9 protein-coding genes are annotated in these 13,520 nt (G+C 42.7%); all 9 read left to right on the forward strand.

What is annotated here, in order from left to right:
- Positions 1-16 precede the first annotated feature (16 nt).
- The 9 genes from V7K50_RS24050 to V7K50_RS24090 all read left to right on the forward strand — a co-directional run bounded on the left by V7K50_RS24050 (position 17) and on the right by V7K50_RS24090 (position 13,291).
- A complete protein-coding gene (locus V7K50_RS24050) occupies positions 17-1,570 on the forward strand; it encodes a GMC family oxidoreductase (protein WP_334964453.1) in 1,554 nt (517 codons plus the stop codon).
- A 13-nt stretch (positions 1,571-1,583) separates the two neighbouring features.
- Positions 1,584-2,555, forward strand: a complete 972-nt coding sequence (locus V7K50_RS24055; RefSeq protein ID WP_334964455.1) for a glycosyltransferase — start codon at positions 1,584-1,586, stop codon at positions 2,553-2,555.
- A 109-nt stretch (positions 2,556-2,664) separates the two neighbouring features.
- A complete protein-coding gene (locus V7K50_RS24060; RefSeq protein ID WP_334964457.1) occupies positions 2,665-4,536 on the forward strand; it encodes an ABC transporter ATP-binding protein in 1,872 nt (623 codons plus the stop codon).
- Between the two features lie 238 nt (positions 4,537-4,774).
- A complete protein-coding gene (locus V7K50_RS24065; protein WP_334964459.1) occupies positions 4,775-5,743 on the forward strand; it encodes a hypothetical protein in 969 nt (322 codons plus the stop codon).
- 411 nt (positions 5,744-6,154) lie between these two features.
- The gene (locus V7K50_RS24070; protein WP_334964461.1) at positions 6,155-6,997 is read left to right on the forward strand and encodes a hypothetical protein; all 843 of its coding nucleotides are present in this window, start codon (positions 6,155-6,157) and stop codon (positions 6,995-6,997) included.
- 158 nt (positions 6,998-7,155) lie between these two features.
- Complete coding sequence (locus V7K50_RS24075; RefSeq protein ID WP_334964463.1) at positions 7,156-8,376, forward strand: glycosyltransferase family 4 protein; 1,221 nt, start codon at positions 7,156-7,158, stop codon at positions 8,374-8,376.
- Positions 8,377-8,560: 184 nt separating this feature from the next.
- Positions 8,561-9,568 carry a glycosyltransferase family 10 domain-containing protein gene (locus V7K50_RS24080; protein WP_334964465.1) on the forward strand — a complete coding sequence of 336 codons (1,008 nt, stop codon included), beginning with the start codon at positions 8,561-8,563 and terminating at the stop codon, positions 9,566-9,568.
- A gap of 122 nt (positions 9,569-9,690) precedes the next feature.
- The gene (locus tag V7K50_RS24085; RefSeq protein WP_334964467.1) at positions 9,691-10,920 is read left to right on the forward strand and encodes a glycosyltransferase family 4 protein; all 1,230 of its coding nucleotides are present in this window, start codon (positions 9,691-9,693) and stop codon (positions 10,918-10,920) included.
- 310 nt (positions 10,921-11,230) lie between these two features.
- Positions 11,231-13,291, forward strand: a complete 2,061-nt coding sequence (locus tag V7K50_RS24090; protein ID WP_334964469.1) for a GumC family protein — start codon at positions 11,231-11,233, stop codon at positions 13,289-13,291.
- Positions 13,292-13,520: the final 229 nt, after the last annotated feature.

Raw genomic sequence — 13,520 nt, forward strand, 5'->3', positions numbered from 1 at the left:
TAGGGTTGTTATAGTTATGGGAAAGCAAAAAGTTTATGATGCTATCGTCGTTGGTGCAGGAGCCAGTGGTGGTTGGGCTGCGAAACAACTTACTGAAGGAGGAATGGAGGTTTGCTTGCTTGATGCAGGTGAAACACCCCGCCAGAAAGAATGGTTGATTTTCAAGCAAGATATTTTACGTAAATTGAAGTATCGAGGTAAGGTTGATCAGCGATCGCTCTCGCTCCAACGCCAACCGATTCAATCCAAAACATTCGCTTGGGAATGGAATTATGAAAATTTTGTCGATGATATCGACAATCCCTACACCACCCCAGAGGATAAAGCGTTTATCTGGCTACGCAGCCGACAAGTTGGTGGGCGCATGGTTGTTAAAGCTCATGGGCGACAACTTTATCGGCTCTCAGACTACGACTTCAAAGCAGCCAGTCGTGATGGATATGGAGAAAATTGGCCAATCAGTCATCAAGACCTGGCTCCTTACTATGCTCGCGTCGAACGCTGGGTGGGTGTGCGAGGAACTCTCGAAGGAATTCCCCACCTTCCTGATTCAGTCGTTCTTCCCCATAGAGTATTGAGCGATGGCGAAGAACTTTTCAAAATTGCTGTCGAAAGTCGATGGAGCGATCGCCGAGTTATTCCTGGGCGCTTTGCACCGCCACCATCTACTGTCCCAATCGCTCAAAAAACCGGGCGACTGAAGCTGCGCTCAAACACTATTGCCAGCCAAATCATAGTCGATTCTGATACAGGTAAGGCCAAGGGAGTGGCAGTCATTGATCGTTATACTCACAAGAGTTACGAAATCTATGCCAAAGTCGTGATTCTATCTGCCTCATCGATTGAATCGACCCGTCTACTGCTCAATTCTACAACTCGTCAGCATCCAAACGGGTTAGGCAATTCTTCAGGTGTGCTGGGTCATTATCTGATGGATCATCTCAATTCCATGCTAGTCAGTGGCATCATTCCCAACCCAGAATCCTTTGCACGCAACCAGCCGACAGGTGGGTTTTACGTTCCCCAGTTTCGCAACATTGGTGATCGACATCCTAACTTTATTCGCGGTTACGGAATACAAGGTTCGGCTGCGCGCGAAGTTCCTGAAGACTCTGATCGAGTCCCCTTCACTATGACTGCTTTTGGCGAAATGCTACCTCGATTTGAAAACTATGTCACACTAGACCCTGATCACAAAGATGCTTGGGGAATTCCTGTTGCTCATATTTCTTGTGCCTTTTCAGACAACGAAGTTGCAATGGCTCAAGACCAGCTACAAACCCTCAAAGAAATGGCAGAGGAGACTGGGTTTTTAGTGGAATCAGAAAGCCGTACATTAGCTCCTCCTGGCACCGCTTTTCATGAAGTTGGAACGGCACGTATGGGAAACGACCCAAAGACCTCTGTGCTGAATCGCTTTAATCAAAGCTGGGATATATCGAATTTATTTATTACCGATGGTTCCTGCTTTCCCTCACAAGGCTGCCAGAATCCAACGTTAACGATTATGGCTTTGACAGTTCGTGCTTGCGATTACATTTTAGACCAGTCCCGTAAAGGAAATCTGTAAGTTCCACGGACATATGAAATCTCAAACCTACAATCTACTTGCAGTATCGCCTAGTGAAAAAGTTCCCTGTATTTCGGTGGCAATTTGCACCTATAACCGCGCCGATCGCCTGCAACTTGCCCTAGAAGCCTTATGCCATCAAACCTTAGAAGCATCTCGGTTTGAGATTTTGGTAATAGACAATGCCTCAACGGATAGCACCCACAGCGTCTGCCAAGCCTTTGAGACATCTCTGCCCCATTTACGCTATGTTTTTGAGCCGATTCAGGGGTTATCAAAAGCACGCAATACTGCTCTCCAGGAAGTGAAGAGTTCTTACATTGCTTTTCTTGATGATGATGCCATTCCTTGTCCTGCTTGGTTGGCTTCGTTACTGCACGCATTTCAAACTGTGCAGCCTGAGCCTGTTTGTGTGGGTGGATTGATCCGCCCACTTTGGGAGTTACCTAAACCGGATTGGGTTCATCCCACGATGGAGAGTCTATTTACGATCCTCGATGGCGGCGATCAGCCTCGCTGGTTCCGCCCCAATGAATTTCCTTGGGGTGCAAATGTAGCTTACCAGCGTGATGCGCTCTTGAAAATCGGCGGCTTTCACGAGAAGCTAGGGCGCAGAGGTAAGAGTCTACTTTCCGGCGAAGAATATTTACTCAATGCTACTCTCCAGAATCAGGGAGGGGGTTTCTATTACCATCCCGAAGCCGCGATCGAGCATTGGATTCCTAAAGAACGCATTGATCCCGAATGGTTAGTGCGGCGCAACTTTTGGCAAGGGCGCTCAGTTGCATTGATCGAAAATATGTTGGGTAAATCGAGAATTCGACAGCAAATCAGTAGTTTGTGGAGACTCCTGCTAGCGTTGCTTGATTCTTGGAAACTTATCAACCCGTTTGAGTCAGCTTTGCAAATCCGTATTCCGCTAAAGATGGAGTTATCCCTGCGTTGGGGATATTTTGTAGAAACTTGGTTGCCTCCTTCTACTTGAGCGATCGCTGATTAAATTGTTTAGCGTTCATTGTCACAGATGATTTTGACTGCTTACTGACTAAGCAACTATTGTCAGTTTAACCATTCATCCAGTTTAAGAATTTATTGTGAAAATTAGAAGCCTTCGATTGGGTCGCCGCCAACACCGCAAAAAAATCCGATGGAATTTCCCAGTGAATTCCCACTGGCAAAGCATGGAACGCCTGGTGCAGATGGGTATGAACGTTCCTCGCCAGCGTCTTTACTTGGGAATGATCGCAATGATCTTAGCGGCGCTGCTAGACGGCTTAGGCATCGGTCTCACAATTCCCTTTTTGCGGCTGCTGCTCAATGAGGGAAATGGCATTCACTTGCCTGCGGGGATTTTGCCAGGTGTTGATCTCTGGGTAAGTCAACAGCCTAAAGCAACGCTGATCGAACTTTTGGTGTTGACGATGCTAGTATCCCTTGCCCTAAAAAGCTACTTTAGCTACATGGCTGAGGTTTTAACTAGCGTTTATCGCGAGAAACTCATCGCTTTATTTAGAATGCGCCTTTACGAGAAATATATCAACGCGCCGATCGCATTCTTTGACAACCAAAAGTTAGGCACGTTGTCAAGCACCCTAGGAGAAGTGATTAGCATTAACATTATGCTGTCATTTCTGATTTCATTGATCACTGCTGGTTTTATTTTAATGGCCTATCTCGGAACTATGGTGCTGGTTTCGTGGCAACTGACGCTACTAATTGTCCTGCTAATTGGCAGTGTGGGCTTAGGGTTAAACCAACTGCTGCGTCGAATTAGAAAGTTTGGTAAAGCAGTAGTTAATGCGCGACATGATCTTAACATTCGCATTCTCGATACCTTGGCGGGCATCCGCGTTGTAAAATCTTACGCAGCAGAACGCTACGAGTTAGATCGCTTTGAACGCATCTCCAATGAAGTCACAGACACTAGCATACTAGTTGCTAAAAAAGTTGGACTAGTCGAGCCGTTGACTGAATTTTCCACTATGGCAGTAGCTATGGTGATTTTAATCGTCAGCTATGTACTGCTGATTTCACGAGGGTTGCTGTCAACCTCCGAACTAATGGCATTCATGCTGACGCTGATCAAAGTTGTGCCAGTCACAAAACGGATTAATACCGCGCGCGGCGCAATTCATCAATATCTACCTTCGGTGAGTATTGTGTGTGACGCACTGTTTTCTACGCAATCTGAGCAACCTCAGTCAGGCTTACGCAATTTTTCTCATCTGCGCGAGGGAGTTCAGTTTCGCAAAGTCAGCTTTGGTTACAATGATCACACAACCATTCTTAAAAATATTGATTTAGACATTCCCTGCGGTCAGACTATAGCGTTGGTTGGCTCGTCTGGAGCCGGTAAGTCAACGGTGGCAGCACTTTTACCACGTTTTTATGACGTGACAAGAGGTACGATTTATATTGATGGCGAAGATATTCGGAATTATGATGTCGCGTCGTTACGGCGGCAATTCGGAATCGTCAGCCAAGACACATACATTTTCAATGCTTCGATTCGCGATAACATTGGCTATGGTCTCGAAACGGTAAGCGATGATGCGATCCTCAAGGCTGCTTCTTTAGCCAATGCGGATGAATTCATTCAGCAATTACCGCGTGGTTATGATACCTTAATCGGCGATCGCGGTGTACAGCTTTCGGGTGGTCAGCGTCAACGTCTCTCAATCGCACGCGCAATTCTACGAGACCCAGAAATTCTCATTCTTGATGAAGCAACCAGCGCACTAGATTCTCAGTCTGAACGGCTTGTCCAAGAAGCCATTGAGCGCTTACGCCAAAATCGAACCGTCATTGTCATTGCCCACCGCTTGTCTACGATCCGCAATGCAGATTGGATCATCGTTATGAAGAACGGTGAAATCGTTGAGGCGGGCACTCACGATCAACTGTTCAACAATCGCGGCGTTTACTGGTCTTTTCATAACGTGCAATCTATACCGATGTCATCATAAACCCATAGATTTGGGTTTCCTTTTTGTTTTCTTTTTAAGTAGTAAAGAACAAATTTAATGCCAATTTTAAAGAGGAAAATGAATAGGTCTTTTTTCAAAAATACAATGGGATTCCTCTAGAAGCCGATTCCCAATCCAAAATCCAAAAGGGTATAAGTTATTGGACATCTAACCTACAATAACAGTCTTACTCTTGTGCTTAATTTCGTGTTCCATTGAATTCTCCACTCACTGTATTATGCACTTATCTATAAATAAGACAATGCAATCTGCGATCGCCCGAATTACATTTGTTGCCTCAATGGTTGTGCTGGGCAGCTGTTTCGCTCAAAACTCGCCCTTGATAACGGTTAATACAGCAAATGCCTCCCTTTCAGGTAAACTTAGTTTCACTCAAGCCCAATATAATGAAGCTATAAATTGGGATTTTGCGGGGGAAAATGGCAAATTCCAGTCCAATCCTTCTTTACCCAGTGCAGGATATCCCTGCGGAGTACCTAATGGCAACGGATGGAAGTTTGGGATTAGCAGTAATGAAAATGTTGGGGTCCTTGTTGCAGGAAGGGGGCTGCAATTAGCAGGCGCTGGTTATGACCAAGTATACAATGCGTGTACTGGTCCCAATACTCGTAAATCTATGCCTAATGCTCGAATCGAGTTGACTGACATTGTTGTAGACTATTATTCAATCAGCCAAAATACATGGGTCAGGGCAGTCAAACAGGCTGTAAGTGGTTCTGCCTTTACCGAAGACTTTATAAATAATGAGTCCACCGGAGCTGATTACAGAGCCGAAGCACAAGAGCATAACTCTGTGCGGTCTGGGATTGGCAATGCTGCTGGTAACGCTGGAGGTACCACTGGTCGTTTTGTACAGGATGGTTCAGTTGGCTATAACTTCCATGGCTTCGCCTATAGGTTTAATATTCGCTGGTCAGACGTCAAGGCTGTGGTCGTTTCTCAAGCCATGCGTTGTATTCCCCATCAGGGTACTGACTTAAGCGATTGCAACAAATTGGGGTACATCGCGAATGTCGGTATTGATTCTTGGGCAACCACTACAAGTCCCTTTAATGGATTTGCAACTCACGGTGGAGTAAGCTCAGGGAGATTTAAGCCAGTTACCACTGATTGGCAAATATTTACCAATTACACCGGACCCAAAGATTTTGTGGGTATTACGCCTCCGCCCGTGCCTCAGTTCTAGACTATAGCATTTCTCATTTGGATGCAGTACGCTTTTACCCCACCCTCACCGCAGTCCTACGGTCTACACACATCGCTCGTCTTGCAGCCTATCTTCAACATGGACATAAAAATCTTATTGGTATCCAGTTACTGTGGCGAGGTTAGTTAAAATTGTAAGACCTCTGGCAACACTTGTCGGTTACAACCTCTAAGGAAGGAACTAAAGCCCCTTAAAAAAGCGGCTTTGGTGGATCTAATAATTTTGTTTCATTCCTTAACCAAGCAGTATTGCTACCTCTGGTTACTCCTCTTGTTAAAACCTAGATAGCAGATTTATGAGAAATAGCTTAAGGGAATGTAAACTACTCAATGAGACTACTAGTTAAATGAATATAAATTGAATTCTTTCATGTAGTTAATCATTAAAAAAATGGCAAAGAAAATTGTTATCGCTGGCACAGTTCGCAACTGTGAAAAAAGTTTACACAAAACATTTAAAACTTTAGATAAAATCTCAGTATTATTCGATCAATGCCAATTTATAATTATTGAGAGTGATTCTAACGATAAAACTGTAGAGATGTTAAAGGGTTATCAAAGAAAAAATCCAAATATCATGATAGTTTCTTTAGGCTCTTTATTGAAGGATTTACCATTAAGAACACATAGAATTGCCTATTGTAGGAATAAGTTTTTAGAAATAATCGAGAGTTGTCATAAGTTAAGAGCCTTTGATTACCTGGGCGTTTTTGATATGGATGGGATTAATAACCTTCTTAGCCCTAAAAGTGTTTTCAGTTGCTTTCAATATGATGATTGGGATGTCATGACTGCAAACCAACTCATAAACTATTATGATATTTGGGCTTTGAGACATCCAGAATGGTGCCCAGGAGATTGCTGGACTGAAATTAACGCTTGCAAAGATATATTTGGATATATCCCTTGTGAGAAGTTATTTATTAAAAGACGGCAAATATTTATTCCTAAAGAGACACCACCTATCGAAGTTGAATCTGCATTTGGTGGATTTGCACTTTATAAGATGAACTCAATTTTAGGTTGTAGATATAGCGGCGGAAATGAAAATAATGAAGTTTGTGAACATGTTGAATTTCATAGACAAATTAGAAAAAATGGAGGGAAAATTTACATTAATCCTCAACTAATTAATTCTTATGGAAACACACCATATGATTCCTGGTCAGATTTGATCCGCCCGAGAACTATAACCTATTTAATGAAGTCAGGCTTAATTAAAATGATCGCATAACGCTCTATAGAAATCAAAATAGTAATCTACTTTAAACAGTTCTATTTGCCTATAGATACTGGCTTTGTTAAGGTAGGCGAAAAAACCATGTTTTTATCCTTCAAAAGTAATATTTAGTTATCACGATACACCATAATAATTCTTCATATCAGAGACTCATGCGTAGACCTGTTGTAACAGTTTTTTATCAGTTTGACCCGTGGAGTAAGAGCTTAGGTGGTATCCAGACTGTTATTCGTTCTTTCATCAAGTATGCACCTGACACTTTTGAGGTGCGGCTAGTCGGAACCCAAGTAGAGAAGCGGGTTGAACCCGGAATCTGGCAAAAAATGAATTTGATGGGTCGAAATATTCAGTTCATGCCTTTATTTACACAGCCGAAAGAAAACGGCAAAAGTTTGATTCCAGACTCGGTTCGCTATACTGCTGCATTGTTTCGTCGTTCCCTCGCGTCGGATTTTATGCACTTTCATCGGCTAGAACCGACGTTAGCAACGCGGCACTGGTCAGGAGACAAAACCCTGTTTATTCACAACGATATTCAACAACAGATCCAAACTTCTACCCAGAAAGGCAGTATCCTTTGGCAGTATTTTCCATCTGCTTATTTTGCGATTGAACGTCAAGTTGTGCCTCAGTTTACCGAAATTTTTTCTTGCAACACTGCTTCGGCAGCCTTTTACAAAGAGCGCTATCCGATGTATGCCGATCGCGTGCAATATTTGCGAAATACGGTTGATGATGATGTGTTCTTTGCACTGTCTGCGACCGAGCGTGTACAAGCTCAACGAGCGATCGCGCGATCGCTTGGTCTTAAAGAGCAGACTCGATTCATTCTCTTTGCGGGTAGACTGCACGCCCAGAAAGATCCTTTGTTACTAATCCAAGCAATGGCAATACTTGCCGATGCCAACGCTCACTTACTGATTGCTGGAGAAGGCGATCTGGAAAACCCGATTCGCGCCGAAATTGCCCGCCTCAACTTGAGCGATCGCATCACGATGCTAGGAGCACTAGCACACAGCGAATTAGCAAAACTACAGCGTGTTGCCAGTATCTTTGTACTGTCAAGCGTCTATGAAGGCTTACCAGTCGTAGTATTAGAAGCGCTCTCTAGTGGTACACCCATCGTCACAACTCATTGCGGTGAAACGCCCAACTTGCTGACGCCTCAATCTGGCGTAGTTTGCAAGGAGCGAACATCTGAAGCGCTGGCTGCTGCTATCAAGCAAGTGCTTGCCTGCCCGCAAAATTTTCCAGTACAAGCCTGTACTGATGCGGCTAAACCTTTTCACGCCAGCGCGATCGTCAAAGATGTTTGTGCCAGAATGATGCAGCGTTGGCAGGCACGCCAAGTACACGAACGATTGTCTGTCTAAAACTGCTGATTTAACTCAGGCTTGAATAGCATTGTCTGGCGTTGCGAAATCATGGGATGATTTCGCCAAGTTTGTCACGAATTTTCAATGGTTTCAACCGCAAATTCATCCCGCATTTATGCAAAGCCGCATTGTTTCTATTCAATAGATTTTCTTTTTACTATTCTTTAAGTCTTTCATCACCATGCAAGTTCAGCTCACAGCCAAGCTAGAAAAGTTAGCTCATGCTATTCAAAAGCGTAAGGTTTTAGGATTGTCTGCCAGGGACAAGCAAAAACGAGGAATTGAAGTCACAGTTCGCTTGATTTCTAACTTTCCAACACTTTGGGAAAGAATCACCGATCAAACTCCCAAAGGATCTTGTCAGTGGGGAAACACATTGTTTTTGGGAGAAGGAGAGGCAGATATATACGTAATCTTAAATACGAGTACGCACGATTATGCCGGAAACCCTTTACCTGTGATTGACTTACCTACGCCAGATAAAGTGTGGGGCTTACACATGGAACCACCGGACTATGTAAAACTGTTTCACTTGGATCAACCGAATGAACATGACAAAATTTCCCGTTTTTATACCAACTGCCCAGATTTATACGAACAAGACCCAACTAAATATGTGCCTTCCCCACCCTACGTTTTGATGCATGTTGATCGTAGTTGGGACTTTCTTGCGAAAGCTTCCTTACCTCAAAAGACGGAAACGCTGTGTATGATTTCTTCGGGTCTCAAAACTCTAGAAGGGCATAAAGCGCGGTTGGACTTTATTGAACGCTTAGTTTCTAGCAATTTAGAGTTCTCCCTTTGGGGAAGAAGCAATCAATTCAATAAATATTCAAATTATCGGGGAATTGCACCAACAAAATGGGAAGTCCTTTCTCCTTGTAAATACTCGATTGTTGTCGAAAACAGTATTGTTCCTTTTTACTGGACTGAAAAAATTGCAGACTGTCTGCTTTCTTTCTCGCTACCGCTATATTATGGCAGCCCAAATATCAACAAGTATTTACCCGAAGAGTGCTATATTCCCATTGATATTCACGATCCAAACTGCTCGGAAAAAATTAAAGAGATTATTGAATCTGGTGAATATGAAAAACGCCTTCCTGCTATCTTAGAAGCTCGCAATAAGATTCTTTACGAGCAAAATTTATTTGCTTTTTTAGATCGAGAAATAAAAGCATATTTCTAAGATATATAGAATCAATAACTTATCCCATAATACTTTTTTGAGTCCAATTTATTTTTTGAATTGGTCTAATTTAAGTGCGGATTAGTATTATTTTCCAAAAGTCCCATTTACCTGAATAGAACATGAAGATTGCAGTTATCGGTGCAAAAGGGTTGCCCCCAGAAGAAGGCGGTATCGAACATCATTGTGCAGAAATTTATCCACGTATGGTTGCTCAGGGTCACTCGGTAGACCTCTTTGCTCGCTCTTTTTACACAAGAATGCCTGCATTTAGACAATATGATTTCAAAGGGGTTCGAGTGATTTCTCTACCGTGTCCCAAAGTGGGCGGTTCAGATGTAATCATTAGTTCAGCATTCGGCGCTATGCTAACAGCTGGAGATTATGACATTGTTCACTTTCATGCTTTAGGACCATCGTTATTCAGTTGGTTAACGCGCATGATCTCACCAGCTAAGGTTGTGGTCACTTGCCACGGTTTAGACTGGCAACGTGCGAAATGGGGAAAACTGGCGCGGTTGTCTATCTTGCTGGGTGAAAAAATTGCTGTTTCCAGTGCCCATGAAATGGTTGTAGTGTCTGGTGCATTGCAATCATACTTTATTAACAACTACAGTCGAGACTCTGCCTATATTCCTAACGCCCCAGCCAGCTATCCTGCTTCTGATACTAAATTTACTTGGACTTCCTCGTTGGGTTTGGAGCGAGGACGGTACATGGTGTTCTTAGGCCGGCTAGTTCCTGAAAAGTGTCCTGATCTGTTGATAAAAGCATTTCAATCACTTCAAAAATCAGGTTGGAAACTGGTTTTAGTCGGAGGAGATGATTCTCCCACCTTTAAAGCAAAGTTGCTCAGTTTAGCTAACAATAATCCAAATATTCTTTTTACTGGTCCACTCTTGGGTGCTTACCTGGCGGAAATTGTCAGAGGTTCGGGGTTGTTTGTGCTACCTTCAGATATTGAAGGATTACCGATGGCAATGCTAGAAGCTATGGCAGAGGGTGTTCCAATTATTGCCAGCGATATTTTGCCTCATAGGCAACTTCTCGGACAAAATCGAGGCGTACTTTTCCGGAAAGGAGATGTTGATTCATGTATTGAGAAGCTAGATTGGGCAATCCATAACACTCAAGAAATTCAAAAATTCGCTGAACAAGCAAAAATTTATGTCAGCGCGAACTATAACTGGGAGCAAATTACAAACAAGTTTATTGATCTGTACAATAGAATCTTAACAAAACCACTTACTGTTCCTACTTCGACACTAGCCTCACTATATACAGATCAGGTAAAATCTGCTACATTAATGGAGTCAGGACTCGGTACGAAGTATTTGGAAGCAGACAGCTAATCTAAATTAGTGAAGATATCCACATTTGGTGAAGTCAACACAGCATTAAAAATAGACACTCTTCTACAATTTATAGCCTTGACTATTTCTCTCAAAAGCTATGAATATTGGAGAATAAAAGCTGGAAGCGACAACAATGCAATCCTCAATCCAGCCGATTAATAGCTTCGATAGCACGAAAAATATTTCTCATAACAGGAAAGATTTCATGAAAAGTATGCCAGTGTTAGCGTTCTCACTAAAACGCAATTTTTGGAGTGCGCTTGCTTCCTTTGCCTCAGTGCTCGTCGGATCATATTTATACTTAAAAATGACCCCACCAGTTTACGAAGGTTCAGCTCGGTTGATTCTTGATGATCGAAGAGTTAGCGTTTCTGATCTGGGACAAGCGTTAGCGGCAAATACAACCTCAGGAAATGCAAACCCGATTGCAACTCAAGCGGAATTAGTTTCCTCGAAGCGCGTTTTAAAACGAGCATTGGAGATTCTATCTCATAAAAAATTATCTCATAAAATTACCTCAATTGATAAAGTTGGTTCTAGACTCAGAGTAAAAATTGTGCCCGCTACCAATATTCTGGAATTGCGATACAAGGATTCAGATCCTGAGTTAGTTGCAGCTATGCTAAACGCGATATCTAACGCAATGGTGCAAGAAAATGGAGAGTCCATTCGTCAACAAGCTTCATCAGTTCGGAAGTTTATTGAGGGGCGAATCCCGGAGCAGCAAGAAAAGCTAGTGCGTGCGGAAACGGCTGAAAGTCGGTTCAAACAAGCTAACAGCATTGTTTCTCTGGAAACTCAAGATACCAGTTTGACTAACAGCTTAACCACTTTGGAAGATCAAGAACGCACATTGATGGCACAACTTCAAGAAGCACAACGAAAAAGTGAACAACTTCAAAAAGTTATTGGCAGCAAAAATATTCAAAGTGCTTATACAGCATCACGTGCTGGTCAAGATGACGAACTTAAAGGTTTGCGAGCTAGGCTTGCTGAACTAGACTTGCAAATTAGTGAGGCTCGGAGTCGTTTCTCCGATCAACATCCATCGGTGATTAACTTGCTTCAAAAGCGAGATGAGATCCGCGCTCTATATAATCAAAGTCTTAGGCGGATTGTTCCTGTTGAATCATCGATTCCTGCAAACGAAGTTGCATCTGATGACTTGAGCCGTAGCTTGATCTCTACGTATATTACAGGTAATATTGACTACAACGCATTAATAGATAAGCTAAAAGTTATCAGAAGCCAAAAAGCTGCTTTGGAATCGCGCGTGACTGAGTTACCTGCTAAACAACGAATTCTCTCTGCTTTAGTGCGTAGGCACGAACAGGAAGCCACAACTCTCAAGTTACTACAAAATAAGTTAGAAGAAGCACGGATCGCGGAAGCGCAACTCGTCAGTAATATTCATATTGTCGGGCTGGCTTCCGTTCCGACTTCGCCTGCAAACCCGAAGCCAATGGTTATTTTGCTGTTAGGAACAACAGCAGGTTTAGTGTTAGCGATCGGTGTAATTCTTTTGGGTGAAATGCTAAATACAAAGATTGGCAGCGCAGAGGAAGTAGAAGATCAGATTAAGCTACCAGTGTTGGGAAATCTTACCGAGCGATTACCAATACAACCGGGTCAGTTAGACCGCTTTTTGAACAATCCAAAAGCAGTTGAACCTTATCGTCGGTTGCTCAAAAAGTTACAACTCAATAACAAAAACCAGCTGAAGTCTATTCTCATCAGTAGTAGTATCAGTGGCGAGGGAAAATCGAGTGTCTCTGTCTATTTAGCAAGTGTAGCAACAATGTTGTCTAAAAGAACACTGCTGATTGATGCTGATTTGACTAATCCATTACAGCACTACTTTTTTAACTTGTCGGCTCAGCCTGGTTTGACTGATGCTGTATGTGAAGAAGCATCGCTGCTGTCTGTGGTACAACACACTGAGATCGAGGGTCTTGATGTATTGACATATGGCGGATTCCCCAATCGTCATGCCCAAGTTATAGAAGCGACGGCGATGAAAAAATTGATTGCGACTGCAATGACCCTTTATGATTTAGTAATTATTTGCACTTCACCTTTACGGGAGTACACGGATGCGATGACCTTAAGTGGTGAGACGGATGGAGTTGTGTTAGTTGTGCGCCCTGACTTTACGCCTAAAGCGATCGCACAGCAAATGATTGATGATTTACAACGCAGTGGTGCTTCGATTTTGGGAACAGTAGTGAATGTGACTCCTGACCCCATAAACCCCTTGCGTGTATCAAACAAAGAGGGTAAGCTCATGATGGAAGAAACGGCAAAACATGAGATTAAAGCAAACAAAGGCGATCACTTCCAACATATTGAGGGACAAAGGTTTTTCTAAACATATACAATATAGTACTTATACTATATTGTATAGACAATAAAATCTCGACAAATCAGTGATTTGATTATTAATCGGAAGATTCTTCAATCATTCATACTTGATAAATCGTAATTCGTAATTAAAGCCAGTTACTAATAACGCAAGTTGCTAGTGACTCTTATAGACACTCACTTGGGGACAGTTAAGCAATAAAATGCCCTCCAAGAAGAGAAAATGAGAAGGACTA

It is taken from the genome of Nostoc sp. (assembly GCF_036917135.1).
Taxonomy (GTDB): domain Bacteria; phylum Cyanobacteriota; class Cyanobacteriia; order Cyanobacteriales; family Nostocaceae; genus Nostoc.

What these genes read in the sequence shown, in the direction of transcription:
- V7K50_RS24050 (WP_334964453.1), top strand. Translation starts at nt 17, where the DNA reads ATGGGAAAGCAAAAAGTTTATGATGCTATCGTCGTTGGTGCAGGAGCC.
- V7K50_RS24055 (WP_334964455.1), top strand. Translation starts at nt 1,584, where the DNA reads ATGAAATCTCAAACCTACAATCTACTTGCAGTATCGCCTAGTGAAAAA.
- V7K50_RS24065 (WP_334964459.1), top strand. Translation starts at nt 4,775, where the DNA reads ATGCACTTATCTATAAATAAGACAATGCAATCTGCGATCGCCCGAATT.
- V7K50_RS24070 (WP_334964461.1), top strand. Translation starts at nt 6,155, where the DNA reads ATGGCAAAGAAAATTGTTATCGCTGGCACAGTTCGCAACTGTGAAAAA.
- V7K50_RS24075 (WP_334964463.1), top strand. Translation starts at nt 7,156, where the DNA reads ATGCGTAGACCTGTTGTAACAGTTTTTTATCAGTTTGACCCGTGGAGT.
- V7K50_RS24080 (WP_334964465.1), top strand. Translation starts at nt 8,561, where the DNA reads ATGCAAGTTCAGCTCACAGCCAAGCTAGAAAAGTTAGCTCATGCTATT.
- V7K50_RS24085 (WP_334964467.1), top strand. Translation starts at nt 9,691, where the DNA reads ATGAAGATTGCAGTTATCGGTGCAAAAGGGTTGCCCCCAGAAGAAGGC.
- V7K50_RS24090 (WP_334964469.1), top strand. Translation starts at nt 11,231, where the DNA reads ATGACCCCACCAGTTTACGAAGGTTCAGCTCGGTTGATTCTTGATGAT.